This is a genomic window from Pseudomonas sp. 2FE (genome assembly GCF_005503735.1).
Classification (GTDB): domain Bacteria; phylum Pseudomonadota; class Gammaproteobacteria; order Pseudomonadales; family Pseudomonadaceae; genus Aquipseudomonas.
This window is the reverse complement of sequence record NZ_SCMO01000002.1, coordinates 123,871-149,519: the sequence shown is the minus strand read 5'-3', so window position 1 is coordinate 149,519 and position 25,649 is coordinate 123,871. Positions and strand designations below refer to the sequence as shown.

26 protein-coding genes are annotated in these 25,649 nt (G+C 64.6%); 12 read left to right on the top strand and 14 right to left on the bottom strand.

Features of this window, described 5'->3' with window-relative positions; all coding sequences use genetic code 11:
* Window positions 1-25 precede the first annotated feature (25 nt).
* A complete protein-coding gene (locus tag FFS12_RS05820; RefSeq protein WP_171011823.1) occupies window positions 26-538 on the top strand; it encodes a dihydrofolate reductase in 513 nt (170 codons plus the stop codon).
* Between the two features lie 63 nt (window positions 539-601).
* Here FFS12_RS05820 and ilvD read toward each other — a convergent pair whose 3' ends face one another.
* Together ilvD and FFS12_RS05810 are read right to left on the bottom strand one after the other, a co-directional pair.
* Window positions 602-2,440 carry a dihydroxy-acid dehydratase gene (gene ilvD / locus FFS12_RS05815; RefSeq protein WP_137885963.1) on the bottom strand — a complete coding sequence of 613 codons (1,839 nt, stop codon included), beginning with the start codon at window positions 2,438-2,440 and terminating at the stop codon, window positions 602-604.
* A 305-nt stretch (window positions 2,441-2,745) separates the two neighbouring features.
* Entirely contained in the window at window positions 2,746-3,939 is a 1,194-nt protein-coding gene (locus tag FFS12_RS05810; protein ID WP_137819274.1) for a class I SAM-dependent rRNA methyltransferase, read from the bottom strand.
* A 191-nt stretch (window positions 3,940-4,130) separates the two neighbouring features.
* Here FFS12_RS05810 and mutM point away from each other — a divergent pair, with 191 nt between their 5' ends.
* Both mutM and FFS12_RS05800 read left to right on the top strand, forming a co-directional pair.
* Window positions 4,131-4,943 (top strand): bifunctional DNA-formamidopyrimidine glycosylase/DNA-(apurinic or apyrimidinic site) lyase, encoded by an 813-nt coding sequence (gene mutM, locus FFS12_RS05805; RefSeq protein WP_137885962.1) that lies wholly within the window; start codon window positions 4,131-4,133, stop codon window positions 4,941-4,943.
* Window positions 4,944-5,114: 171 nt separating this feature from the next.
* Window positions 5,115-5,453 (top strand): multidrug transporter, encoded by a 339-nt coding sequence (locus tag FFS12_RS05800; RefSeq protein WP_137885961.1) that lies wholly within the window; start codon window positions 5,115-5,117, stop codon window positions 5,451-5,453.
* 40 nt (window positions 5,454-5,493) lie between these two features.
* On the opposite strand, the gene ggt is transcribed toward FFS12_RS05800, so the two are convergent.
* The 6 genes from ggt to FFS12_RS05770 form a co-directional block, all read right to left on the bottom strand.
* Window positions 5,494-7,218 carry a gamma-glutamyltransferase gene (gene ggt / locus FFS12_RS05795; RefSeq protein ID WP_372239451.1) on the bottom strand — a complete coding sequence of 575 codons (1,725 nt, stop codon included), beginning with the start codon at window positions 7,216-7,218 and terminating at the stop codon, window positions 5,494-5,496.
* Between the two features lie 4 nt (window positions 7,219-7,222).
* Window positions 7,223-7,474, bottom strand: coding sequence for a YfhL family 4Fe-4S dicluster ferredoxin (locus FFS12_RS05790; protein WP_137885960.1), 252 nt, complete (start codon window positions 7,472-7,474; stop codon window positions 7,223-7,225).
* A gap of 157 nt (window positions 7,475-7,631) precedes the next feature.
* On the bottom strand, window positions 7,632-8,111 hold the full coding sequence (coaD, locus tag FFS12_RS05785; RefSeq protein ID WP_137885959.1) for a pantetheine-phosphate adenylyltransferase: 480 nt from the start codon (window positions 8,109-8,111) through the stop codon (window positions 7,632-7,634).
* A gap of 236 nt (window positions 8,112-8,347) precedes the next feature.
* Window positions 8,348-9,943, bottom strand: a complete 1,596-nt coding sequence (locus tag FFS12_RS05780) for a GMC family oxidoreductase (RefSeq protein ID WP_137885958.1) — start codon at window positions 9,941-9,943, stop codon at window positions 8,348-8,350.
* A gap of 182 nt (window positions 9,944-10,125) precedes the next feature.
* Complete coding sequence (locus tag FFS12_RS05775; protein WP_137885957.1) at window positions 10,126-10,671, bottom strand: twin-arginine translocation pathway signal protein; 546 nt, start codon at window positions 10,669-10,671, stop codon at window positions 10,126-10,128.
* Window positions 10,672-10,701: 30 nt separating this feature from the next.
* Complete coding sequence (locus FFS12_RS05770; RefSeq protein WP_137885956.1) at window positions 10,702-12,132, bottom strand: coniferyl aldehyde dehydrogenase; 1,431 nt, start codon at window positions 12,130-12,132, stop codon at window positions 10,702-10,704.
* 344 nt (window positions 12,133-12,476) lie between these two features.
* Between FFS12_RS05770 and FFS12_RS05765 the strand changes: the two genes are divergently transcribed.
* Window positions 12,477-13,142 (top strand): TetR/AcrR family transcriptional regulator, encoded by a 666-nt coding sequence (locus tag FFS12_RS05765; protein WP_137885955.1) that lies wholly within the window; start codon window positions 12,477-12,479, stop codon window positions 13,140-13,142.
* A gap of 16 nt (window positions 13,143-13,158) precedes the next feature.
* Here the strand turns inward: FFS12_RS05765 and FFS12_RS05760 are convergent, their stop codons facing one another.
* The 4 genes from FFS12_RS05760 to FFS12_RS05745 all read right to left on the bottom strand — a co-directional run bounded on the left by FFS12_RS05760 (window position 13,159) and on the right by FFS12_RS05745 (window position 17,682).
* Window positions 13,159-14,151, bottom strand: coding sequence for a hydrolase (locus FFS12_RS05760; protein WP_137885954.1), 993 nt, complete (start codon window positions 14,149-14,151; stop codon window positions 13,159-13,161).
* 102 nt (window positions 14,152-14,253) lie between these two features.
* Window positions 14,254-14,853 carry a 16S rRNA (guanine(966)-N(2))-methyltransferase RsmD gene (rsmD, locus tag FFS12_RS05755; protein ID WP_137885953.1) on the bottom strand — a complete coding sequence of 200 codons (600 nt, stop codon included), beginning with the start codon at window positions 14,851-14,853 and terminating at the stop codon, window positions 14,254-14,256.
* Entirely contained in the window at window positions 14,853-16,334 is a 1,482-nt protein-coding gene (locus FFS12_RS05750) for a pitrilysin family protein (protein ID WP_137885952.1), read from the bottom strand. The genes rsmD and FFS12_RS05750 overlap by 1 nt, the downstream gene beginning before the upstream one ends.
* Complete coding sequence (locus FFS12_RS05745) at window positions 16,327-17,682, bottom strand: pitrilysin family protein (protein ID WP_137885951.1); 1,356 nt, start codon at window positions 17,680-17,682, stop codon at window positions 16,327-16,329. Before FFS12_RS05745 ends, FFS12_RS05750 begins: the two co-directional genes overlap by 8 nt.
* A gap of 146 nt (window positions 17,683-17,828) precedes the next feature.
* Between FFS12_RS05745 and ftsY the strand changes: the two genes are divergently transcribed.
* From ftsY to FFS12_RS05720, 5 genes are all read left to right on the top strand, one after another.
* A complete protein-coding gene (gene ftsY / locus FFS12_RS05740; RefSeq protein ID WP_137885950.1) occupies window positions 17,829-19,316 on the top strand; it encodes a signal recognition particle-docking protein FtsY in 1,488 nt (495 codons plus the stop codon).
* Complete coding sequence (ftsE, locus tag FFS12_RS05735) at window positions 19,313-19,981, top strand: cell division ATP-binding protein FtsE (RefSeq protein WP_137885949.1); 669 nt, start codon at window positions 19,313-19,315, stop codon at window positions 19,979-19,981. Before ftsY ends, ftsE begins: the two co-directional genes overlap by 4 nt.
* Window positions 19,981-21,000: a permease-like cell division protein FtsX gene (gene ftsX / locus FFS12_RS05730; protein WP_137885948.1), complete on the top strand. Its 1,020-nt coding sequence runs from the start codon at window positions 19,981-19,983 to the stop codon at window positions 20,998-21,000. The genes ftsE and ftsX overlap by 1 nt, the downstream gene beginning before the upstream one ends.
* 112 nt (window positions 21,001-21,112) lie before the next feature.
* A complete protein-coding gene (gene rpoH, locus FFS12_RS05725; protein ID WP_137885947.1) occupies window positions 21,113-21,967 on the top strand; it encodes an RNA polymerase sigma factor RpoH in 855 nt (284 codons plus the stop codon).
* Between the two features lie 78 nt (window positions 21,968-22,045).
* Window positions 22,046-22,657, top strand: coding sequence for a hypothetical protein (locus FFS12_RS05720; protein ID WP_137885946.1), 612 nt, complete (start codon window positions 22,046-22,048; stop codon window positions 22,655-22,657).
* Between the two features lie 58 nt (window positions 22,658-22,715).
* Here FFS12_RS05720 and mtgA read toward each other — a convergent pair whose 3' ends face one another.
* Window positions 22,716-23,408: a monofunctional biosynthetic peptidoglycan transglycosylase gene (gene mtgA / locus FFS12_RS05715; protein ID WP_137885945.1), complete on the bottom strand. Its 693-nt coding sequence runs from the start codon at window positions 23,406-23,408 to the stop codon at window positions 22,716-22,718.
* 131 nt (window positions 23,409-23,539) lie between these two features.
* Window positions 23,540-23,884 (bottom strand): cupin domain-containing protein, encoded by a 345-nt coding sequence (locus FFS12_RS05710; RefSeq protein WP_137885944.1) that lies wholly within the window; start codon window positions 23,882-23,884, stop codon window positions 23,540-23,542.
* A gap of 184 nt (window positions 23,885-24,068) precedes the next feature.
* Here FFS12_RS05710 and FFS12_RS05705 point away from each other — a divergent pair, with 184 nt between their 5' ends.
* The 3 genes from FFS12_RS05705 (at window position 24,069) to FFS12_RS05695 (ending at window position 25,611) form a co-directional block, all read left to right on the top strand.
* Window positions 24,069-24,440 carry a DUF423 domain-containing protein gene (locus FFS12_RS05705; protein WP_137885943.1) on the top strand — a complete coding sequence of 124 codons (372 nt, stop codon included), beginning with the start codon at window positions 24,069-24,071 and terminating at the stop codon, window positions 24,438-24,440.
* 100 nt (window positions 24,441-24,540) lie between these two features.
* The gene (thiS, locus tag FFS12_RS20015; protein WP_137819294.1) at window positions 24,541-24,741 is read left to right on the top strand and encodes a sulfur carrier protein ThiS; all 201 of its coding nucleotides are present in this window, start codon (window positions 24,541-24,543) and stop codon (window positions 24,739-24,741) included.
* Between the two features lie 75 nt (window positions 24,742-24,816).
* Window positions 24,817-25,611, top strand: coding sequence for a thiazole synthase (locus tag FFS12_RS05695; RefSeq protein WP_137885942.1), 795 nt, complete (start codon window positions 24,817-24,819; stop codon window positions 25,609-25,611).
* Window positions 25,612-25,649: the final 38 nt, after the last annotated feature.

Sequence of the window (25,649 nt, the reverse complement as noted above, 5' to 3'; positions counted from 1 at the left end):
CCGCTGAGCCGTTATCCTCGCGGCCATGAAAAAATCACTCCCCCTCTGCCTCATCGCCGCCCTCGCGGAAAACCGCGTGATCGGCCGTGATAATCAATTGCCCTGGCATCTGCCGGCGGACCTCAAACACTTCAAGGCGCTGACCCTGGGCAAGCCGATCATCATGGGCCGCAAGACCTGGGACTCCCTCGGTCGGCCTTTGTCGGGGCGGCTCAATCTGGTGGTCAGCCGCCAGCCGGGCTTGCAGCTGGAGGGCGCGGAAGTCTTCGCCAGCCTGGAAGCGGCGCTCGAACGGGCCGAAGCCTGGGCCCGCGCGGAAGACGCCGAAGAGCTGATGCTGATCGGCGGTGCGCAGCTGTATGAATTGGGCCTAGCCATGGCGGATCGCCTGTACCTGACCCGCGTCGCGCTGAGCCCGGAGGGTGACGCCTGGTTCCCGCAAGTGGCGGAAGCCGATTGGCAGCTGTCCTCGGCCATCGAGCATCCGGCGGGGATGGAGACGCCGGGCTATGTGTTCGAGGTATGGAACAGGCGCTGATCCTGCCCACGCATAACGAAAAAGCCCGGCATCTGCGCCGGGCTTTTTCGTTGCAGCTAAGGCTTAGTCATCCAGCAGCGCCTTGTCGCGTACCGCACCCTTGTCGGCGCTGGTGGCGAGCAGGGCGTAGGCCTTCAGCGCGGTGGTCACCTTGCGTGGGCGTTTTTCCACCGGCTTCCAGCCCAGCTTGTCCTGCTCGTGACGGCGGTGGGCCAGTTCCTCGTCGCTGACCAGCAGGTTGATCGAGCGGTTGTGGATGTCGATCAGGATCTTGTCGCCTTCACGCACCAGGCCGATGGCGCCGCCGGCTGCCGCTTCCGGCGAGGCGTGGCCGATGGACAGGCCCGAGGTGCCGCCGGAGAAGCGCCCGTCGGTCAGCAGTGCGCAGGCTTTGCCCAGGCCCTTGGATTTCAGGTAGCTGGTCGGATAGAGCATTTCCTGCATGCCCGGGCCGCCTTTCGGGCCTTCGTAACGGATGATGACGATATCGCCGGCTTTCACCTCGTCGGCGAGGATGCCGCGTACGGCGCTGTCCTGGCTCTCGAAGATCTTGGCGTTGCCTTCGAAGACGTGGATCGACTCGTCGACGCCGGCGGTCTTCACCACGCAGCCGTCGCGGGCGATGTTGCCGTAGAGCACAGCCAGGCCACCTTCTTGCGAGTAAGCGTGCTCGACGCTGCGGATGCAGCCTTCGGCGCGGTCGTCGTCGAGGGTTTCCCAGCGGGTCGACTGGCTGAACGCGGTCTGGGTCGGGATGCCCGCCGGGCCGGCCTTGAAGAAGGTATGCACGGCTTCATCGGCGGTCTGGGTGATGTCCCACTGGGCGATGGCATCGGCCATGCTCTTGCTGTGCACGGTCGGCAGCTCGGTGTGCAGCAGGCCGCCGCGGGCCAGTTCGCCGAGGATGCTCATGATGCCGCCGGCGCGGTGCACGTCTTCCATATGGTACTTCTGGATGTTCGGCGCCACCTTGCACAGCTGCGGGACTTGGCGCGACAGCCGGTCGATGTCGCGCAGGTCGAAGTCGATCTCGGCCTCCTGGGCGGCGGCCAGCAGGTGCAGGATGGTGTTGGTCGAGCCGCCCATGGCGATATCCAGGGTCATGGCGTTTTCGAACGCCTTGAAGCTGGCGATATTGCGCGGCAGGGCCGACTCGTCGCCGTCCTGGTAATAGCGTTTGCACAGCTCGACTATGGTGCGGCCGGCTTGCAGGAACAGCTGTTCGCGGTCGCTATGGGTGGCCAGGGTCGAACCGTTGCCGGGCAGGGCCAGGCCGAGGGCTTCAACCAGGCAGTTCATCGAGTTGGCGGTGAACATGCCGGAGCAGGAACCGCAGGTCGGGCAGGCGCTGCGCTCGTACTCGGCGACCTTTTCGTCGGAGGCGCTGCTGTCGGCGGCGATCACCATGGCATCGACCAGGTCCAGGCCATGGCTGGCCAGTTTGGTCTTGCCGGCTTCCATCGGCCCGCCGGAGACGAAGATCACCGGGATGTTCAGGCGCAGGGAGGCCATCAACATGCCGGGGGTGATCTTGTCGCAGTTGGAGATGCAGACGATGGCGTCGGCGCAGTGGGCGTTGACCATGTATTCGACGGAGTCGGCGATGATCTCGCGGCTCGGCAGCGAATAGAGCATGCCGTCGTGGCCCATGGCGATGCCGTCGTCGACGGCTATGGTGTTGAATTCCTTGGCGACGCCGCCGGCCCGCTCGATCTCGCGGGCGACCAGCTGGCCGAGGTCCTTCAGGTGCACGTGGCCGGGCACGAACTGGGTGAAGGAGTTGGCGATGGCGATGATCGGCTTCTTGAAGTCCTCGTCCTTCATCCCGGTGGCACGCCAAAGGGCTCGGGCGCCGGCCATGTTGCGGCCGTGGGTGGAGGTTTTCGAGCGATAGTCAGGCATGGTGGATTCCTGGAGCTAAGCAGGTGCGGTTATAGGCCTATGGTGAGCGTCGCTTGGATCGGAAGCAAACAGCAGTCGCTGTGTGGTCGGATTAAGGCCGGGAGACGTAGCGGGATCACCGCATGCTGGGCCTGGGCTCACATGCCCGCCGGGGATAGCTGGCGAGAGATGCCCGGATTCTACCCCTCACGCCTTCGCCGAGGAAAGGCTGGCGGTCGGCCGGGAGGGCGTAGGGTGCGTTACCCGTAGGGCAACGCACCGGCAGAAGGTTAATGGTGCGTTGCAACGCACCCTACAAGAGCGGCTTAGCTCGGCAGCAAACGGCAGGTCAGGCTCTTGATATAGCGGGTCTCGACTATCGCCGGGTGCACCGGGTGATCCGGGCCTTGGCCGCCACGTTCGAGCAGCTGCATATTGCGATCCAGGTGACGGGCGCTGCTGAGCAGGATGTTCTGCAGGTCATCTTCCGGCAGGTGCATGGAGCAGGAAGCGCTGACCAGGATGCCGTCCTTGTTCAGCAGGCGCATGGCTTGTTCGTTGAGGCGACGGTAGGCGGCCTCGCCGTTTTTCAGGTCTTTCTTGCGCTTGATGAAGGCCGGTGGGTCGGCGACTATCACGTCGAAGCGCTCTTCGGCGGCTTTCAGTTCCTTGAGCGCTTCGAAGACATCGCCTTCCACGCAGGCCACTCGCTCGGACAGGCCGTTCAGCGTGGCATTGCGCTCGACGCCGTCGAGGGCAAAACCGGAGGCGTCTACGCACATCACTTCGCTGGCGCCAAACGCCGCCGCCTGCACGCCCCAGCCGCCGATATAGCTGAACAGGTCGAGCACGCGCTTGCCTTTGACGTAGGGTGCCAGGCGCGCGCGGTTCATCCGGTGGTCGTAGAACCAGCCGGTTTTCTGGCCTTCCATGACCGGCGCTTCGAACTTCACGCCGTTCTCTTCCAGGGCCACCCACTCCGGCACCGTACCGAACGCGGTGTCGACGTAGCGGCTCAGGCCTTCGGCGTCACGGGCGGCGGAGTCGTTCTTCCACAGTACGCCGCTGGGTTTGAGCACTTGGATCAGCGCGGCGAGCACGTCGTCCTTATGTCGCTCCATGGTGGCGGAGGCCAGCTGGACCACAACGATATCGCCGAAACGGTCGACCACCAGACCCGGCAGCAGGTCGGAATCGCCATAGACCAGGCGGTAGTAAGGCTTGTCGAACAGACGCTCGCGCAGCGACAACGCCACATTGATCCGGTGCACCAGCAGGGACTTGTCCAGCACATGCTTGGTATCGCGGGAGATCAGGCGGGCGCAGATCAGGTTGTTCGGGCTCAGCGCGACTATGCCCAGCGGTTTGCCGCCCGCCGCTTCGAGGATGGCCTGGTCGCCGGCATTGAAGCCGTTCAGCGGGGTGGCGACGACATCGACTTCGTTGCTGTAGACCCACAGGTGTCCGGCGCGCAGGCGGCGATCGGCATTGGCTTTGAGGCGCAGGCTGGGCAGGGACATGGGTCGCTCTCCGGAAAAAGAGCGGGATTATAGCCCAGGCGACACGCTAGCTGGTTGCAGCGGGTGACCGTGCAGCGGCGAGTATGTGGCTAGGCCGTGGCGGGTTGCGCTCGGCGCGACTCGTGGGCGTTGGCCTTTCCTGCTAAGGTGGCCGTCTGCTCTTCAATTTGCCGTTGCCGTGCCCGCCTTTTATGCCTGAGCTACCCGAAGTCGAAACCACCCGCCGCGGCATCGCGCCCTATCTCGAGGGCCAGCGCGTCAGCCGGGTGATAGTGCGTGAGCGGCGTCTACGTTGGCCGATCCCCGAGGATCTCGACGTGCGCCTGTCGGGGCAGCGCATCGAGTGCGTCGAGCGGCGCGCCAAGTACCTGCTGATCAAGGCCGAGGCGGGGACGTTGATCAGCCACCTGGGCATGTCCGGCAGTTTGCGCCTGGTGCCTGCCGATACGCCGGTGGCCAAGCACGAGCATGTGGATATCGTCCTGGAGTGCGGGCTGGCGCTGCGTTACACCGATCCGCGGCGCTTCGGTGCGCTGCTCTGGAGTACGGACCCGCTTAACCACGAGCTGCTGCGGCGCCTGGGGCCTGAGCCGTTGACCGAGCTGTTTGACGGCGAGCGGCTGTATCAGCTGTCGCGCGGCAAAAGCATGGCGGTCAAGCCGTTCATCATGGATAACGCGGTGGTGGTCGGGGTCGGCAACATCTACGCGACCGAGGCGCTATTCGCCGCCGGTATCGACCCGCGCCGCGAGGCCGGCTCGATCTCGCGGGCGCGTTATCTGAAGTTGGCGCAGGAGATCAAACGCATCCTCGCCGCCGCCATCGAATGTGGCGGCACCACATTGCGGGATTTCGTCGGCGGCGATGGTCAGCCGGGTTACTTCCAGCAGGAGTTGTTCGTGTACGGGCGCGGCGGTGAGTTCTGCAAGACCTGCGGCAGCACCTTGCGCGAGATTCGTCTGGGCCAGCGCGCCAGTGTCTATTGTCCGCGTTGCCAACGCTGAAGTTATCGGCCGGCTTTCTGGCCCAGTGGCAATGAGCGCTTCCATTCGCCTTATCTGCCGAAAAAGCCGCAATGCGCGTTCTACGGCGATTGACGGCCGTCACGCTGACAATCGCCCGAGCGCTGTTATAGTTAGAGCCACCGCACCCTGAATAGCTGAAGGATCGCACTCATGAACCTGTTTCGCTCAACCGCTGTTGTCTTGGCGCTGACCACTGGCCTCCTGGCGCTGCCGGCACAGGCGGAAATGGTGCAGCAGAATGCCAGTGGTGATCCGACGTACGTCGTCGAGGCCCCTCCGGCCTATTCGATGATCGGTGATTTGCTGATTGCCCGCCCATTGCTGATAGGCGCCACGGCGATTGGCGTAGTGGCCTTTGTCGTCAGCCTGCCGTTCACGGCGTTGGGTGGCAATGTCGGTGAAGCCGCGCAAGAGCTGATTGCAGTACCGGGTAAGGAGGCGTTTGTGCGCTGCCTGGGTTGCACCACCAGCGGCTACAAACAAGACTGATCAGGTAGTACTGAACAGGTAGTAACGCTGAAGAAGCCGGTCAATCGACCGGCTTTTTGGTCTCTGCGTTTGGCGTGAAGAGTGCAGCCTGGCCAATCCCGCGTGGATCGCTGGCGGCCTCGACGCTAGCGCTGTCCTTGTTCCACAACAGCACCTGCTGATTCCCGTAACGGCGCTCCACGGCTTTGAGCCGATAGCCGCGGGCTTGCAGGGCGGTGAGTTCTGCCGGGGTGAAGGCCGCGGGCTCGTACTCGATCTGGTCTGGCAGGTATTGATGGTGATAGCGCGGTACGGCCGGCCAGCTCGCCAGCGGCTGACCGTCCAGGTACTCGAGAATCGACAGCAACACCATGCTGGGGATGCGGCTACCGCCCGGGGTGCCGAACGCGCTGAACTGGCTGGGGCTCTCGATAAAGCTCGGGCTCATGCTCGACAGTGGGCGTTTACCGGCGGCGATGGCATTGGCCTGGCTAGCGCTCAGGCCGTAGGCATTGGCGCCTTGGAGATTGGCGGCGAAGTCGTCCATCTCATCGTTGAGCAGCACACCGGTGCCCGGCACGGTGAAGGCGGCGCCAAATGGCAGGTTGACCGAGAGGGTGGCGGCGACGGCGTTGCCGGCGCTGTCGAGCACCGCGAAATGGGTGGTGTGCTCGCCTTCGCGCCACGCCGGAGCCGGCGGCAGGCGGCTGCTGGGTGTGGCTTGCAGCGGGTCGATGCCGCGCGCCAGCTGCTGCAGGTAGCGACTGTCGAGCAACTTGGCGATGGGGTTGGCGATAAAGTCCGGGTCACCGAGCAGGCCGCGGTCGCGATAGGCGCGGCGTAGCACTTCCACCACATAGTGACTGCGCTGCAGCTTGTCGGCCTGGCGCCAGGGCAGCTGTTGCAGCATGGCCAGGCTTTGCGCCAGGGCGATGCCACCGGCGGAGGGCGGCGGCGCGCTGATCAACTCACGTCCCTCGGCCAGCGGGTAGCGCAACGGCGCGCGCTCCACCACGCGGTATTGCTCCAGGTCAGCGAGGCTCCAAATCCCGCCGGCCGCCCTGACTCCGCTCACCAGTTTCTGCGCCGTTTCGCCGGCATAGAAGCCGGCCTTACCGTAGCGGGCCAGGCGTTCCAGGGTGGCGGCGAGTTCCGGCTGACACAGCAGGCTCCATTGCTCGGGGACGGCGCCCTTATCGAGGAAGATCCGCGCGCTTTCCGCATCGTCGCGCAAGGCCGCCAGGCGCCAGGTGGCGCGCTCGCGGTAGACGCGGTCGATGGACACGCCGTCGCGCGCCAGGCGGATCGCCGGAGCCAGGGAGTCGATCAGGCGTAAGCGCCCGAAGCGCTGGGCCAACTCCACCAGGGCCGCGGGCAAGCCAGGAATGGCCGCCGCCAGGCCGCCCTCCAGGGATAAGGCCGGCTGCACCTGGCCGCCGCGCCGGTACAGGTCGGGGTGGGCGGCCAGCGGTGCCCGTTCGCGGGCGTCGAGAAAACGGTAGGTCGGCGGTTCGCCCGCCTCGCGCAGCAGAAAGAAGCCGCCACCGCCGAGGCCCGAACCATAGGGCTCGACCACGGCGAGGGCGGCGCTGACCGCCACGGCGGCGTCGAAGGCGTTACCGCCCGCCGCCAGAGTTTCCAAACCCGCTACTGTGGCGGCGGGATGGGCGCTGGCGATGGCGGCTTGCTTGGGGGTTGGCGCGGCCTGGGCGAGCAGGGCACAAAACAGCAGCAGGGCGCCGAACAGCGCCCTGGCCGGCGAGCTGCCGCGGATCAGGCGGCTCACGGGTTCAGGCTTTGCCGGTGAGGATCAGGTATTTCTGCATCAGCTCGTCTTTGCTCTCGACATGGGCCGCGTCGAGCGGGATGCAGTCGACCGGACAGACCTGCTGACATTGCGGCTCGTTGTAGTGGCCGACGCATTCGGTGCACAGGTTGGGATCGATGACGTAGATCTCTTCGCCCTGCGAGATGGCGCCGTTCGGGCACTCCGGTTCGCAGACGTCGCAGTTGATGCAGTCGTCGGTGATGATCAGGGACATGGAACAACTCCTGCCGTGGCGGTTGCCGCGACATTGGGGAACTATGCGGTGAATTGTGCCGCATCGGCGCCCGCAGTGCACGCGCCCGCCACGGATGGTGGAAATGCCGAAAATGCAGGGAGCATTTTTCGGCCGGGCGCCTTACCGGCGGGCGGACTTAGCGCTTGAAGCGTTCGGTCAGGGCCTCGGCCACTATCGGGTGGACGAACTTGGTGATATCGCCACCCAAGGCGGCGATTTCACGCACCAGCGTGGAGGAAATAAACGAATACTTCTCCGATGGCGTGAGGAACAGGCTTTCCACGTCCGGCACCAGTTGCCGGTTCATATTGGCCAGCTGGAACTCGTACTCGAAGTCGGAGACGGCGCGCAGGCCGCGCAGGAAGACATTAGCGTTCTGCTCCTTGGCGAAGTGCGCGAGCAGGGTGGAGAAGCCCACTACCTCGACGTTCGGCAGATGTTTGGTGACCTCGCGGGCCAGCTCTACGCGTTGTTCCAGAGGAAACAACGGGTTCTTCTTCGGGCTGGCGGCTACCGCGATGACCACTTGATCGAACAGGCGCGAAGCGCGCTCGACGAGATCGCCATGGCCCTTGGTGATGGGGTCAAAGGTACCTGGGTACAACACTCGATTCATCGCGACGTCCTGGCGGAGTCCGTAGGGGATTCGGATGGTAGCGCAGCAGGGTCCCGCCGGCCAAGTCAGGAGGTGCAGGCGCGCATCTTGGTGGCCAGGGTGAAACCCAGCTGGGTTTCACCCTGGCGGCTTCCAGTCAGGCGTAGGGTGGATTCAGCGAAGCAATCCACCAATGCCGGCGCAGGCTATACCTCGGGTGCCGATGGCGGGTTACGCCGTTACGCGGCTAACCCGCCCTACGCTTTGCCGAGCCGCTCGGCGAGGCCCGTGGCCAGCTTGGCGGTGAGGCCATAGACCGACAGCTGCGGGTTGGCGCCGATGCTGGTGGGGAACAGCGAGCCGTCGTGGATCGACAGGTTGCTCAGTTGGTGGTGGCGGCCGAGGCTGTCGGTAACGGCCTGCTGCGGGTCTTCGCCCATGGCGCAGCCGCCCATCACGTGGGCGCTGCCGAGGCGGGTGCGATACAGCTCCAGGCTCAGATTGTCGATCAACGCATGGGCTTGCTTGGTCGTTTTCACGTAGTCGGCGTCGGCGTGCATCGGCAACACTGCCTTGGCCCCCGCGGCGAACTGGATCTCGGCCATGGTGTGAAAGGCGCGGCGCACGCCGTCCCAGGTGTAGTCGGTCATTCGGTAGTCGAGTACCGGGCTGCCGTCGCCGCGCAGCTCCACCCTGCCTTCGGCGCTGTCCGGGTGGAAGCCGTCGCGCAGCAGCGCCAGCATCATGTTGGTGTGCGGTAGCTGTTCCATGCGCAAGGCGTTGTCGACGCCGAAGCGGCCGAGCAGGGTGGCGGTCAGCGCCGGGTGCAAGGGCGGAACTTCCAGTTTGTAGGACATGCGCCCGGTCGGGCCCTCGTCCCACTGGAAGTGGTCGGAATAGATCGACTGCGGTGCGCCGTAGAACGGGTTGATCACCTGCTCGAACTGCGCGGCGGAGAAGTTCACCAGGTGCAGGAAGGTGCGCTTGCCGGCCCGCTGGTGCGGGTCCGGCGCCTTGGAGCGCAGCAGGATCGCCGGGCTGTTGATGCCGCCACCAGCCAGCACGTAATGCTTGGCCTTGACCCTGATGGTGCGGCCGTTCGGCGCCACGCAGCGCTCGTCCATGCCCACGCATTCGATGCCGCTGACCCGCTCGCCGTCGAGCAGCAGACGCTCGGCGCGCGCCAGATAGAGCAGCTCGCCGCCTTTCTCCAGGGTCGCCGGAATGCTGGTGACCAGCATCGATTGCTTGGCGTTGGTCGGGCAGCCCAGGCCGCAGTAACCGAGGTTCCAGCAGCCGCGGACGTTACGCGGGATGACCTTCCAGTGGTAACCGAGCTTGTCGCAGCCGGCGCGGATCACCTCGTTGTTGGCATTGGGCGGCAGCAGCCAGGGCGCGACGCCCAGGCGCTGTTCCATCTGCTCGAACCAGGGGGCCATCTGCGCCGGACTATGGCCTTTGACGCCGTGCTCCTTGGCCCAGTGTTCCAGGGTCGGGTCGGGGGTGCGGAAGCTCGAGGTCCAGTTGACCAGCGTGGTGCCGCCGACTGCGCGACCCTGCAGGATGGTGATGGCGCCGTCCTTGCTCATCCGCCCTATGCCTTCCTGATACAGGCTGGGATAGGCCTCGGCCTCCTGCATCTTGAAGTCGCTGCTGGTCTTCAGCGGCCCTTCTTCGATCAGCAGCACCTTGAGCCCGGCGGCGCTGAGAATTTCCGCGGTGGTGCCGCCGCCGGCGCCCGTGCCGATGATGGCGACGTCGGCTTCCAGGTTCAGGTCATGCTCCAGGCGCGAGCCGTTATGGGTTTTCCAGCCGCGGGCCAGGCCTTCGGCGAACAAATCGGGGACGGGCATAGGTCATTCCTCGGAGTCACTGAAACCTACTGCGCGACTCGATTGCGGCGTCAGGTTCTCGTCCGCAACTCGGCGTACTTCGAGTACTGCCTCGCTGCGTGCTGCGATCCTTCCTTGCACTCAAGCCGCTCGCTACGGTTTCAGAGGACTCTTGATGATTTTTTGTTGTAAAGGCGGCGCGCTCAGACCGTCGGCGGCCCTGGATAGCCGCAATGCGCCCAGGATTCCGGGCGCCCGTACCAGGCCATCATCACCAGTTGCAGTAGCGAGCTGTGGCCCATCTTCAGCAGGCCGATGGAGCTGTTTTGCCAGCGGTTGAGGAAGTTGCGCACCTCTGCGCCAGACGCGTTTTCCCAGCTACCCCAGACCCCGGTCAGCGGCCCGCGGGTGATCGGCAGGGCGAGTACATCGAACAGCTGCACGGTGAGCTTGAGCAGCTCCGGCGACAACCGATTGAGGCTGTAGTCGAGGCTCTGCAGCGTGCCGTCGATGGCGTTCGGCATCTGCTCCGGGGCGACGGCGCCTTCGAGCAGTACCGGGATCAGGGCCTTAAGGAACGGCAGGTCGGAGGCCCGCAGGACGCTCAAGCCGCTGGCCGGAGTACTGGCCGAGCAACCGCTGAGGGTCGCGGTGATCCCGGCGGTGGCGAGCAAGGCTGTGCCGAACAGGCCAACCTTGAGCAGGCCGCGGCGGGACAGGCCCGGCGCGTCGAAGCTGGTGTCAGTCATTGTGGTTATGCACCTCGCTCTAATGGTGACTTAACGGATAAACAGCTTGTACACCAGCTTCTGCAGCGCCTTGCCGTAGGGGGGGTAGATCAGCTTGGCGGCGTTGAAACGCTGTTTGATAAACACACCTTTGGCCTTGCTGAAGGTCAGGAAGCCTTCGTGGCCGTGGTAGTGGCCCATGCCGGACGGGCCGACACCGCCAAACGGCATGTCGTCTTGGGCCACATGCAGCAAGGTGTCGTTCAGGCACACACCGCCGGCGTGGGTTTCGTGCAGCACGCGTTGCTGTTCGCCCTTGTTGTAGCCGAAGTAGTAGAGCGCCAGCGGCCGTGGGCGGTGGTTGATGTAGGCGAAGGCCTCCTCGATGCGCTCGTACGGCACGATCGGCAGCAGCGGGCCGAAGATCTCGTCCTGCATGATCTTCATCTCGTCGCTGACGTTCAGCAGCAGGGTCTGCGGCATGCGTCGGCCCTGGCCTTCGGCGAACAGGGGGATCAGCTCGGCGCCTTTGCTTTCGGCGTCGCTCAGGTAGCTCTGCAGGCGCTGTAGCTGCCGCTCGTTGATGATCGCGGTGTAGTCCGGGTTGTCCTTCAGGCTCGGGTAGAAACCCTGCACCGCCTGGCGATAGGCGGCGACGAAGCCGTCCACGCGATCTTTCGGCACCAGCACGTAGTCAGGCGCCACGCAGGTCTGCCCGGCGTTCATGGTCTTGCCGAAGGCGATGCGTTCGGCGGCATCCTGCAGCGGCACTTCGGCCGAGACGATCGCCGGCGACTTGCCGCCCAATTCCAGGGTGACCGGGGTCAGGTTTTCCGCGGCGGCGCGCATCACGTGCCGGCCTATGCTGGTGGCGCCGGTGAACAGCAGGTGGTCGAAGGGCAGTTTGGAGAAGGCCATGCCGACCTCCGCTTCGCCCAGCACCACGGCGACCAGGTCTTCCGGAAAGATTCGCGCCAGCAGGTCTTTGAACAATTGCGAGGTGACCGGCGTCGACTCGCTCATCTTGATCATGACCCGGTTGCCGGCCGCGAGGGCACCGACCAGCGGGCCGACGGCGAGAAATAGCGGGTAGTTCCACGGCACTATGACGCCGACCACGCCCAGTGGCTGGTACACCACCTTGGCGCTGGCCGGTTGGAAGGCCAGGCCGACCGCGCGCCGCGAGGGTTTCATCCACTTCTTGATGCGCTTGTGGGCGTAATGGATGCCTTGCACGCTGGGCATGATCTCCGCCAGCAAGGTTTCCTCGGCGGCGCGGTTGCTGAAGTCCTGAGAAATCGCCTGGATCAACGCCTCCTGCTCGCCGAGCAACAACTCACGCAGGGCGTTCAGCCACTGCCTACGCTGCTCTGCCGCGGGCATCGGGTTGGCGCGGAAGGCCTCGCGCTGGCGGCTGAACAGGTCATCCAGTTGGGCGATCTGTTGCTGGCTCTGTTGTAGGTAAGCGATGTCGGCGACCATGCTGCGGCTCCTCGGCGATCCGGCGGGGGAAACCCGGAAACCGTTTGCATAGCGGTTTGGGGCTTCATGGAAAGTGCGTGCTGGATTTTTAGAGCAATTACTCTAATCTGTCAAATGGCATGCTGCTCGACGCGCAGTACGTAGGCTGGGTTAGGCCGCAGGCCGTAACCCACCGTCCCAGCGTGGCCAACTCGGGCTACAGCGCTGTGGCGGCCGGAACAGCCAACGAATAGCTAGCCAGTGCCATAGCACCGTGCGGGGGGTAACACTTGCGCCGTTTCCCCGTGTACCTTTGCCGGGCGCCGCTCCGCTCGGTGCCCTCCGCAAGCCAATCGAGGCGAGTCATGGCCGCGCCGATCAAAACCCGCGAACGCATCATCCAAGCCAGCCTGGAGCTGTTCAACGCCCAGGGCGAGCGCAACGTGACGACCAATCATATTGCCGCGCACCTGGGGATTTCCCCGGGCAACCTGTATTACTACTTCCGCAACAAGCAGGCGATCATCGCCGAGCTGTTCAGCCAGTATGAGCGGCAGGTGGACGTCTTCTTGCGCCGCCCGCAAGGCCGTGCCATGACGGTGGAAGACAAGACCTTCTACCTGGAGGCGCTGCTGGCGGCCATGTGGTACTACCGCTTCCTGCATCGCGATCTCGAGCATCTGCTGGAATCCGATGCTGAGCTGGCGGCGCAGTATCGGCTGTTCTCCCAGCGCTGCCTGAGCCATGCGCAGGCGATCTATCAGGGTTTCGTCGAGGCGGGGATTCTGCTGATGGATCGTCAGCAGATCGAGGCGCTGACCCTCAACAGCTGGATCATCATGACGTCCTGGGTGCGCTTTCTCTGCACTTCACGCGGGGATCCGGGCGATCTCAGCGAGGACATGCTGCGGCGTGGCATCTATCAGGTCTTGGCGCTGGAGGGCGGCTATGTCGCGCCGGATGCGCAGGCGGCCGTGCAGGCGCTGTACCGGAAGCTCTATGTGCCGCTGGAGCTGGTGATTCCGAGCTAGACGCGCCGGGCGTGATTTATTCGCCCGACGCCTGTTCCGCCAGCCAGTCTGGAATGCGCCGCTCCAGGTAATAGCCGGGACGTACTAAGGAGCCTTCGATAAAACCAACGTGGCCACCGCGCGGGTGCAGCTCGAGCGTGGTGTTGGCGGCCAGCTCCGAGGCTTCCGGCAGGCTGTGGCGGAATACGAAGGGGTCGTCGGTCGATTGGATCAGCAGAGTCGGGATCGTGATCGTGCCGAGGTAGTAGCGGCTCGACGCGCGCCGGTAATAATCCTCGGCATCGGCAAAACCGTGCAGCGGCGCGGTGATGCGGCCATCGAAATCCCAGAAGGTGCGGATGCCGTCCAGTGGCCCGAGCTGCTCCAGGGTGGCCAGGCGCTCGGCTTGGCCGTCCTGCTTGAAGCGCTTCTGCTTGTCGCGCACATAGGCGAGCATTTCGCGCATAAAGTGCGTTTGGTAGACCTTGGAAAAGCCGATGCCGATGCGGTCGGCGCATTGATCCAGGCGAAACGGCACCGATACCGCCACCGCCGCCTGTAGCGCGCAAGCCGCGCCGGTTTCGCCGAGGTGTTTGAGCAGCACATTGCCGCCCAGCGAATAGCCGACGGCATACAGCGGCGCCAGCGGCCGCTGGCTGCGCAGGTGCTCGATGGCGGCGGCGAGGTCTTCGCTGACCCCGGAGTGATAGCCGCGGGGTAACAGGTTCGGCTCGCCGGAACAGCCGCGCCAATTCAGTGCCGCACTGGCCCAGCCCTGGGCGGCCAGGCTTTGCTGCAAGCCGAGGACGTAGAGCGAACTGGAGGAACCGGTCAGCCCGTGCAGGATCAGCACCAGCGGCGCCTCGGCAGCATGGGGGCCGTGCCAGTCCAGATCGAGAAAGTCGCCGTCGGCCAGCCACAGGCGCTCGCGCCGCCGCTCAAGCACGGGTGGCCGCCGGCACATGGCGCTCCACAGGGTTTGCAGGTGGGCGCCGGGCAGCCACCAGGCGGGTTTGAAGGGGGTGCTCATAGCCTTGTTTATAAACCAGTCGTAGGTTGGTTAACCTAGGTGTTTGGCCCGGACACATGGGTAACGCCAGTCTGGGTTACGCCGCTGCGCGGCTAACCCGCCCTACGACGTGCGTTGCCATAGCGCGTAGTAGACCTGGCCGGCCTTGTTCTCCCGGTGCAGTCGCCAGTTGCCCGGCAGGCCAAGCCCCGAGGGTGCGGTTTCGCTTTCGGTGTAGACCCAGGCGTCGTCGGCCAGCCAGCCTTTTTCTTCCAGTAGGGTGCAGGCCGGCAGCAGCAGGCTCTGGCCGAACGGCGGGTCGAGAAACACCAGGTCGAAGGCGCTGCTCGGCTGAGTTTCCAGGTAACGCAGGGCATCGCCGTGCAGCAACTGGCCGTTGCCGCATTTGAGGGTGTCCAGCGCCTGACGCAGGCTGGCGATGGCCGCCGCATTCAGGTCCAGCGCCAAGGCCATGCTGGCGCCGCGCGACAAGGCTTCCAGGTACAGCGCGCCGCTGCCGGCGAACAGGTCGAGCACGCGGGCGCCGGCGACATAGGCGGCAAGCCAGTTGAACAGGGTCTCGCGCACCCGGTTCGGGGTGGGCCGCAGGCCATGCGCCATCGGGAAGCTGAACTGGCGACTACGCCACTCGCCAGCGATGATCCGCAGCTGGCCTTGGCCGCCGTGGGCTGGAACGTTGCTGGGTTTCACGGGACGGCTCATCAGTGCTCCGGTACGCCGAGCGGTGGCTCGACGGGATGCTCGGTGGGTGGCGGCAGTGGTTTCTGTGGCACGTTCGGGCCGGCGCTGACGATCACCAGGGCGTCCGGCTGCAGATGCTTGGCCATCGCGGTTTTGACCTGCGCGACGTCGAGCGCCTGGATCTGCCGCATAAAGTCTTCCAGATGGGTGAGCGGGAGGTCGTAGAAGCCAATGGCGCCCAGCTGACCGACTATGTCGGCATTGCTCGCGGTGGACAGCGGGAAGCTGCCGGCCAGTTCGCGCTTGGCGTCATCCAACTCCTTCTGCGTCGGGCCGCTGACCAGGTAGTCGCGGAGGATGTCCTGCACCAGTTTCAGGGTGCCTTCACTGAGTTCGGCGCGGGTCTGCAGGCTGATCATAAACGGCCCGCGCGCCTGCATGGCACTGAAGCCGGAGGATATGCCGTAGGTCAGTCCGCGTTTTTCCCGTACTTCCTCCATCAGGCGGGTACCAAAACCGCCACCGCCGAGGATCTGATTACCCAGGTACAGCGCCGCGTAATCCGGGTCGCGGCGGTCGATACCCAGTTGGGCCAGCAATAGGGTGGTTTGTTTCGAGGGGAACTCGATACGGCTGGGGCCGGCTTTCGGCTCCTGCGGCTGGGCCACTTTGGCCAGCGCCGGACCTTTCGGCAGTGCGGCGGAAACCTGCGCCGTCAGGGCTTCGGCTTCGGCGCGCGAAAGGTCGCCCACCAGCGCGATCACCACATTCCCGGCGGCGTAGGCCTTGCGGTGGAAGGCACGCAGCTGCGCGACGCCGATAGCTGGAATCGACTGCGCGTTGCCTTCGCTGGAATAGGCATAGGGATGCTCGCCATAGAGCCGCTTGAACAGCTCCAGGCTGGCCAGCTTGCCGGGGTTCTGCTTCTGATATTCGAAGCCGACCAGCATTTGGTTCTTGATCCGCGCCAGGGAGTCGGCGGGGAAGCTCGGCTGGCCGATGACCTGGGCGAACAGTTGCAGCGCCGCTTCGCGTTTGTCGCCGGCGGTCAGGCTGCGCAGGCTGGCGACGGCCATGTCGCGATAGGCGCCGTTGCCGAAGCCGGCACCCAGGTTTTCAAAGCCTTCGGCGATGGCGCTGACGTCCTTGCCGGCCACGCCTTCGTTGAGCATGGCGTTGGTCAGCATGGCCAGGCCGGGGGTGTCGGCGTCCTGGCTGCTGCCGGCGGCGAAGGTCAGACGCAGATCGAACATCGGTAATTGGTGCGCCTCGACGAACAGCACCTTGGCGCCCTCGGCGGTCTGCCAGGTCTGAATCTCCAGGTCACGGTGGCTGGGCGCCTGGCCGTTGAGGGTGGCCAGCGATTGCAATTGAGTGCTAGGCGCCGCTGCCGGGGCGGTCGGGCCTTGGGCTGGGCGGCTGATAAGGAAGGCCAGCATTGCCAGCAGCACCATCAAGGCCAGGCCGAGCAGGCCGTAACGCAGACCGTTGCGTTCACTCATGGGAAGCTTCCTTCGGCAGAATCTCGGCGACGCTCAGGCGCTCGCGGGTGAAGTAGGTGCGGGCCGCTTGCTGGATGTCGGCGGCGGTCACCGCCTCCAGGCTGGCAAGATCTTCATCCATCAGCTTCCAGGACAGGCCGACGGTTTCCAGTTCGCCGATGGTGGTGGCCTGGCTGGTGATGGAGTCGCGCTCGTAGACCAGCCCGGCAATCACCTGGGCGCGCACGCGCTGCAGTTCCTCGGCGGACGGCGGGTTCTGCTTGAGGTCGTCGAGTTGCCGCCAGAGGCCGGCTTCGGTGTCTTGCAGGGTTTTGCCGGTTTGCCCATTCGGGGTGGCGGACAGCACGAACAGGCTGTCGCCGCGGGTATAGGCGTCGTAATAGGCCGAGGCGCCGGACACCAGCTCTTCGCCGCGTTCCAGGCGGGCCGGTAAGCGCGCACTGTAGCCGCCGTCGAGCAGCGCGGAGATCAGCCGCAGGGCATGCACAGCGCGGGCATTCTTGGCGCTCGCCAGGCCCGGCACGTTAAAGCCCATCAGCAGGCTCGGCAACTGGGTCTGCAGGTGCAGGCGAATGCGCCGCTCGCCCGGTTTGGCCAGCTCTACCGGCGGCTTCGCACTCGGCACTGCGCGGCGGGGGATGGGGCCGAAATAGCGTTCGGCGAGGGTCTTCACCTCGTCGCGGGTGACGTCGCCGACCACCACCAGGGTGGCGTTATTCGGCGCGTACCAGGTTTCGTACCAGGCGCGCAGTTCCTCCACCGTCATGCGCTTGAGGTCGGCCATCCAGCCGATGGTCGGCGTGTGATAACCGCTGGCGGGGTAAGCCAGGGCCTTGAAACGTTCATAGGCCAGCGCGCTGGGCTTGTCGTCGGTGCGCAGGCGCCGCTCTTCCTTTATGACCTCGATCTCGCGGCTGAACTCCTCCGGTGGCAGGCGCAGGCTGGCCAGGCGGTCGGCCTCCAGCTCGAAGGCCACGCTCAGGCGGTCGCGCGCCAGCACCTGGTAATAGGCGGTGTAGTCGTCGCTGGTAAAGGCGTTCTCCTCGGCACCCAGCTCGCGCAGCACGCGCGAGGCTTCACCGGGGCCGAGCTTGCGGCTGCCCTTGAACATCATGTGTTCGAGGGCATGGGAAAGGCCGGTCTGGCCCGGCGTTTCGTAGCTGGAGCCGACCTTGTACCAGATCTGCGAAACCACCACCGGGGCGCGGTGATCCTCGCGGACTATGACCTTGAGGCCATTCTCCAGGCTGAATTCGTGAGTCGGCTGAGGTTCTGCGGCCAGTGTCGTCAGCGGCACGCAGAGGACCGCGAGCAGCAGACCGGCGGCGCGGCGGGCAAGCATTTTCATGTAAGAGGTCGACCTGTCGGGCGGCCCGCGTGGTCTTAGCGTCGGCGGGCGCGGAGGTGCTAGGATACTCATCCGTTTTACTGGCGGCCACGGCTGTTGGGTTTTTGCCCTGTCGGCGCGTCGCTCCTTTGAGATAGCCGTCCTCCATGTTTGGTTCCCACGACGATAAGAAGACTCCAGCCGCGGCTGGAGAGCAAGCTCCGGCCGAAGCCGGAGAGAAGAAGAGCCTGTTCGGCTGGCTGCGTAAAAAACCGCAGGAGACTGCTGCCGAGGCGGCGGCCCAGCCACGGCCCGCCACGCCCGAGCCGGTTGTAGTGGTGCCTGCCAGCAGCCCGGTTGCGCCGACCTTGACGGCCGAGTCGCCGCCAGCGGCTGAACCGAGCCTGGCGCCAGAGCCGCCGGCCAGCCCGCCGCCGCTTAGCCCTGCCGAGCCGCCCGCCGCCGCTCCAGTGGTGCCCGACAGTCGCGTGCCAACGCCGGCCCAGCCCGCTCTCGCAACCGCAGAAGAGGCCGCCAAGCCAGGCTTTTTCGCCCGCTTCAAGGCGCCCGAGAGCCAGGCACCGAGCCCGGCAGCAGCGCCGGCAACAACTGCGCCGGCAATGCTCGCAACGCTCGAAACTGCTCCGCCGGTTGCGCCGCCGGTGCCGCTAACGCCCGCACCGGCTAGCGTCACCAGCCCGGCCGCCAGTGTCGAGGAAACTAAAGCCGGCTTCTTCGCGCGTCTGAAACAGGGGCTGTCGAAGACCAGCGCCAACCTCGGCGAGGGCATGGCCAGCCTGTTCCTCGGCAAGAAAGCCATCGATGACGAGCTGCTCGACGAGATCGAAACCCATCTGCTGATCGCCGACGTGGGCGTCGAAGCCACCACCGCGATCATCCAGAGCCTGACGCAAAGGGTCGCGCGCAAGCAGCTGACCGACAGTGGCGCTCTGTATAAAGCCTTGCAGGAAGAGTTGACGGCCTTGCTCAAGCCGGTCGAACAGCCGCTGCGGATCAATCCGCAGCAGAAGCCATTCGTGATTCTGGTGGTCGGCGTGAACGGTGCCGGGAAAACCACCACCATCGGCAAGTTGGCGAAAAAACTGCAGCTGGAAGGCAAGAAAGTCATGCTCGCCGCCGGCGATACCTTCCGCGCCGCCGCCGTCGAGCAATTGCAGGTCTGGGGCGAGCGCAACCAGATCGCGGTGATCGCCCAGCACACCGGCGCGGACTCCGCGTCGGTGATCTTCGATGCGGTGCAGGCCGCCACGGCACGCGGCATGGATGTGCTGATCGCCGATACCGCCGGGCGCCTGCACACCAAAGACAATTTGATGGAAGAGCTGAAGAAGGTCCGCCGAGTGATCGGCAAGCTCGATGAGGCGGCCCCGCACGAAGTGCTGCTGGTGCTGGACGCCGGCACCGGGCAGAACGCCATCAACCAGGCCAAGCAGTTCAACCAGACCGTGAGCTTGACCGGTCTGGCGCTGACCAAGCTGGATGGCACGGCCAAGGGCGGGGTGATCTTCGCCCTGGCCAAGCAGTTTGGCCTGCCGATTCGCTATATCGGCGTCGGTGAAAGCATCGACGATCTCCGTACCTTTGAAGCCGAGGCCTTCGTGCAGGCCTTGTTCGCCGAGCGGGAGCACGCATGATTCGCTTTGAGCAGGTCGGTAAACGCTATGCCAATAGCCATGTCGGCCTGCACGAGCTGAGTTTCCGCGTGCGGCGTGGCGAGTTTCTGTTCGTCACCGGGCACTCCGGTGCCGGCAAAAGTACCTTGCTGCGGCTGATCCTGGCGATGGAGCGGCCGACCACCGGCAAGCTGCTGCTGGCCGGACAGGATCTGGCGCAGATCACCACCGCGCAGATTCCCTTCCTGCGTCGGCAGATAGGCGTCGTATTCCAGAACCATCAACTGCTGTTCGACCGTACCGTGTTCAACAACGTCGCCTTGCCGCTGCAGATTCTCGGCCTGTCCAAGCCGGAGATCGCCAAGCGGGTCGATGCGGCGCTGGAGCGCGTGGCGCTGTCGGACAAGACGGATTTGTTTCCCGGTGATCTATCCACCGGCCAGCAACAGCGGGTCGGTATCGCCCGTGCGGTAGTCCATCGCCCGGCCTTGCTGCTGGCGGACGAACCCACCGGTAACCTCGACCCGCGGCTGGCGGCGGAGATCATGGGCGTATTCGAAGACATCAATCGCTTGGGCACCAGCGTACTGATCGCCAGTCACGATCTGGCGTTGATCGCCCGCATGCGCCATCGCATGCTGACCTTGCAGCGCGGCCGTTTGATTGGCGATGGGGAGGCCGGCTAATGAGTGCGACTCGCAACCCACAAGAGCCGTCGTCCGCGGCCGAGCGCGTAGGCGCTGCGCCGAAGAAAGCCGATAGGAAACACGACGGCGGCCCGGACTTCCGCACCCTGCTGCACGCCTGGTTGGAAAGCCATCGTTTCAGCCTGGTCGATAGCCTGCGCCGGTTGGGCAAGCAGCCGATCGGCAGTTTCTTCACCTGCTTGGTGATGGCCATCGCCCTGAGCCTGCCGATGGGGCTTTCCCTGCTGCTGAATAACGTCGAGCGCCTCGGTGGCTCCTGGCAGCGCGCCGCGCAGATTTCCCTGTTCATGCAGATCGATGCCAGCGATGCCGAAGGCGAACAGCTGCGGGCGCAGATCGCCGAGATGGCGGATGTCGCCGAGTCCGAGTGGATCAGCCGCGAGCAGGCGCTGGCGGAGTTTCAGCAGCAGTCGGGCCTCGGCGAGGCGCTCAAGGAGTTGCCGCAAAATCCGCTGCCGGGGGTGATTCTGGTCACGCCGAAGGAAGTCGATAAAGCCGGGTTGGAGGCCTTGCGTCTGCGTCTGGCGGAGTTGCCGAAGGTGCAGCAGGCGCAGCTCGATCTGCTCTGGGTGGAGCGCCTGAGCGCGATCCTCAAGCTCGGTGAGCGCTTCGTCTTCGGTCTGACCCTGTTGCTGGTGATGGCGCTGCTGTTGGTCATAGGTAACACCATTCGTCTGCATATCGAGAACCGCCGCACGGAGATCGAGGTGATCAAGCTGGTCGGCGGTACCGACAGCTATGTGCGCCGGCCCTTCCTCTATATGGGCGCGCTCTATGGTTTGGGCGCCGGGTTGCTCGCCTGGGCGGTGCTGGCCTTCGGCCTGGACTGGCTGAATGGCGCCGTGGTGCGGCTGGCAGGGCTCTACGGCAGTGATTTTGCCCTCGGCGGGGTGCCATTCGCCGATGGTCTATCTCTGCTGCTGGGCGCACTATTGTTGGGGTATATTGGCGCCTGGCTAGCGGTCGCTCGGCACTTGAACGAGCTCGCGCCAAAGTAGTAAGAGTTTGTTTCTATTTGTGTTTTCGTGCTTTTTGAACTTTTGAGTCAACTGTATAGTCTTACTCGCAGTGCTTGAAAGGCACACGTTTTTCGTGAGTCGGAGGATTCGCATGAGCAATTCTTTGCAACCTGTCTATGCCTTGGTTCCGGGTGCCAACCTGGAGGCCTACGTGCATGCGGTTAACAGCATTCCGCTGTTGAGCGCCGAGCAGGAGCGCGAACTGGGCGAGAGTCTCTATTACCATCAAGACCTCGAGGCGGCCCGGCAAATGGTGCTGGCGCACCTGCGTTTTGTCGTACATATCGCCAGAAGTTATTCCGGTTACGGTCTGGCCCAGGCCGACCTGATCCAGGAAGGCAACGTCGGCCTGATGAAGGCGGTCAAGCGCTTCAACCCGGAGATGGGTGTGCGCCTGGTGTCGTTCGCCGTGCATTGGATCAAGGCCGAGATCCACGAATTCATCCTGCGTAACTGGCGCATCGTCAAAGTCGCCACCACCAAGGCGCAGCGCAAATTGTTCTTCAACCTGCGCAGCCAGAAGAAGCGTCTGGCCTGGCTGAATAACGACGAAGTGCAGGCGGTGGCCGAGAGCCTGGGTGTGGAGCCGCGTGAAGTGCGCGAGATGGAAAGCCGTCTGACTGGCCACGACATGGCCTTCGATCCGGCGGCCGAAGCCGACGACGACAGTGCGTTCCAGTCGCCGGCGAACTACCTGGAAGACCATCGCTACGATCCGGCCCGGCAGTTGGAAGATTCGGATTGGAGCGACAGCGCCACCGCCAATCTGCACGAGGCGCTGGAAGCTCTGGACGAGCGCAGCCGCGACATCCTGCACCAGCGTTGGCTGGCCGAGGAGAAGGCAACCCTGCATGAGCTGGCGGCCAAGTACAACGTCTCCGCCGAGCGTATCCGCCAGTTGGAGAAGAACGCCATGAATAAGCTGAAAGGTTCGATTGCGGCCTAAGAGCCTGTCAGTCACCCTCGAAAAGCCGCACCCTGGTGCGGCTTTTTTCTGTCCGATCTTTTTGCCTGGAGTAAGCCTATGTCCATGCCGCCGCTGCGTCTGCAGCATTGGCTGTTGTTTGCCCTGGTGGCGCTGCTGTTCTTTGCCTGGGGCGGCTGGTTGATGCGCGCGCCGGACAAGGTCGCGCCACTGGCCGGTTTGGCCGAGTGGCAGAGTCAGCTGCTGACGCCTTTGGCCGAGGATCGACTGACCTTGACTCGTTTGAGCGCGGCGGCCGCGGGCGAGCTGTGGCTGCAGCCGCGTGTGGACGGGCCGCGCCTGCTCTATCGCGCGCAACTGGCGGCTGCCGGTGAAGCTTGGCGGCTGGAGGCCGAGCTGGCGTTGACTGACAGCGAACGCGCCAGCCTGATGGCGGCGACGAGGTTGGGGCTGAAGGATGCCGAGCAGCCGCTCGGTCAGCAGTTGCTGGCGCAGTTAGGCCAGCATGCGCTGACGACCTTGACCCTGACGCCGCTACAGCCAGTGAGCGGCGAGCGAGTCGCCGCGAGTCTGGGCCAACCGCGGTTGCGGCTGGAGTTGGCCGAAGGGGAGGCCTGGGTCTATCCGCAGCAAGGCTTGACCGCGCATGTGCAGGGCGATCAGTTGCAGCTGTTGCGCGTCGTGCCGCGGCGGGTGCTGGAGCAGCACTGAGCGCTACTCCGCTGGGGGCAGCCTTCAACCCGTTCGCTCACCAGGCGGAGCGCTACGCTTACATCTGGTTGAGGTAGTGGCTGCCGCCCAACTGGCGCATTTGTCGGCGAATCCAGCCGGCACGGCGGCTGACGTAACCACCCGGGTGGCCGGCGCTCCATCCCCGTGGGTTGGGCAGCACGGCGGCGAGCAGGCTGGCCTGTTGACTCGACAGATAGGGTGCGGCGATCCCGAAGTGCTTGTGCGCGGCAGCTTCGGCGCCGAACACACCATCGCCCCATTCGACACTGTTCAGGTACACCTCGAGAATCCGCTGTTTCGGCCAGAGCAGCTCGATCAGCCCGGTAAACCAGGCCTCCAGCCCCTTGCGCAGCCAACTGCGGCCGGACCAGAGGAACAGGTTTTTCGCCACCTGCTGGCTGAGGGTGCTGGCCCCGCGCAGCGAACCGCCGCGTTCGTTATGGGCCAGGGCGGCCTGGATGGCGTTGAGGTCGAAGCCCCAGTGCTCGGCAAATTTCTGATCTTCGCCGGCAATCACGGCGATCTTCAGGTCGTCCGGTAGTTCGCTCCAGGGGCGCCAGTCGCGCTTGAGGTCGATTGGCTTGCCGGCGACCCAGGACTCGATCTTGCGCTCGACCATCAGCGCCGTGCCGGGCGGCGGAATCCAGCGCAAGAGCAGCACCAGCAGCGCCGAGCCGGCCGCGAACCAGAACAGCGGTTTGAACAGGCGGGGAAACAGTGATCTAAGCATGCGCGGCTGGGCCTGGCAGTTGAGGCGGCCATTATAGCCAGGGGGATGGCCAGTCGCGGATATCTGTCGGGGATGAGCCATGCCGCGCTGCCACCGTTATCGCCAAGCGGCGGCAGCGCGAGTGCCGAGGATCAGGCAAACACAAAGTACTTCCTGACGGTTTCTACTACTTGCCAGGTGCCGCGCATGCCGGCTTCGACGATGAAAATATCGCCGGCCTTGAGGTGGATCGGCTCTTTGCCTTCCGGGGTGATGATGCAGTAGCCCTCCTGGAAGTGGCAGTACTCCCAGCGGTCATAGTTCACTTCCCAGGTGCCCGGCGTGCAGATCCAGGTGCCCATGATCTTTTTGCCGTCTTCCGAGGTGTAGGCATTCAGGTTCACGGTGTGCGGGTCGCCGGCGATTTTCTTCCACTTGCAGGCATCCAGAACGGGGAGTGGCTGGGTGTCTCTGAGTACGGTGATCGGATTCGGCATGGGGCATTCCACTGGCAGTTAATGGGCGCGGTTTGGGTCTTCACTATAGGGCGCCGGGTGGCGGCGGGGTTGTCTGCAGCCGACCTGGTATGGCCTGGTTCCCGCCACTATTTTTGCCGCTGCGGGTTTCTGCGGGCATGATGCTCGGTACCAACTGCGAATTGGTCATTCTGGAGCTCTGCGCATGCTGCGTGTATTTGTCCTGCTGGCCGCGTTGTTCGGCTTCAGCGGCGTAGCCCTCGGTGCCTTCGCCGCCCACGGCCTGAAAAACCGTTTGTCCGCCGAGTACCTGGCGGTGTTTCAGACCGGTGCGCATTACCAGTTGATTCATGCCCTGGCGCTGCTGGCGGTGGCGGTGCTGACGCTGCACCTGCCGGGGCGCTGGCTGACGGCGGCGGGCAGCCTGTTCACGCTGGGCATCCTGCTGTTTTCCGGCAGTCTCTATCTGTTGACGCTGACCGGCGTCAGCAAGCTCGGCATCCTCACGCCATTCGGTGGCCTGGCGTTTCTCGCCGGTTGGGCCTGCCTCGGTGTCGCGGCCTGGCGTTTAACCTGACTTTGGCGTCAACTGTAAGACGAATGGCGCGCCTTTGCCTTGGTCATCGCCAGCGATAGGGCTAGAATGCCGGCCCCCCTCAAATTGTGAGTGCCCCGTCATGCGCATTCAGTTGAACGGTGAATCTTTCGAGCTGCCCGCTGGCCAGACGGTCGCCGACTTGCTGGTTCGCCTCGAGCTGACTGGCCGCCGTGTTGCGGTCGAGCTCAATCTGGATATCGTGCCGCGCAGCCAGCACGCCGCCACGACCCTGCGCGAGGGCGACCAGCTGGAAGTGGTGCACGCCATCGGTGGCGGCTAGCGTTTAGCCGCGACAGTGCAGCCCCGACAGCAACAGAACTGGCGGCAACAGCGCCAAAGCCCAAGAGGATTTCCGATGAGCCAAGTTCGCAGCGATAAGCCCTTTACCCTGGCCGGTCGTACTTACCAGTCACGTCTGTTGGTCGGTACCGGCAAGTATCAGGATCTCGACGAAACCCGGCGTGCCATCGAGGCCTCGGGCGCGGAGATCGTCACGGTCGCGGTACGCCGCACCAATATCGGCCAGAACCCGGATGAGCCGAATCTGCTCGATGTGATTTCGCCTTCGCGTTACACCATTCTGCCGAACACCGCTGGCTGCTATGACGCCATCGAGGCGGTGCGCACCTGCCGCCTGGCGCGCGAGCTGCTGGATGGGCACAAGCTGGTCAAGCTAGAAGTGCTGGCCGATCAGAAGACCCTGTTCCCCAACGTGATCGAGACCCTCAAGGCCGCAGAGGTATTGGTGCGGGACGGTTTTGACGTGATGGTGTACACCAGCGACGACCCGATCATCGCCCGGCAACTGGCCGAGATGGGCTGCATCGCGGTGATGCCGCTGGCCGGCTTGATCGGCACCGGGCTGGGCATCTGCAACCCGTACAACCTGCGCATCATCCTCGAAGAGGCGAAGGTTCCGGTGTTGGTGGATGCCGGTGTCGGCACCGCGTCCGACGCGACCATCGCCATGGAGCTGGGCTGTGAGGCGGTGCTGATGAACAGCGCCATCGCCCACGCGCAGAACCCGGTGCTGATGGCCGAAGCGATGAAGCACGCGATCATTGCCGGGCGCCTGGCCTATCTGGCCGGTCGGATGCCGAAGAAGCTGTATGCCAGCGCCTCTTCGCCCCTGGATGGTCTGATCCGCTAAAAAGCTGCGGGAAAACCTGTTGCCGTCGCTCCCGCGCC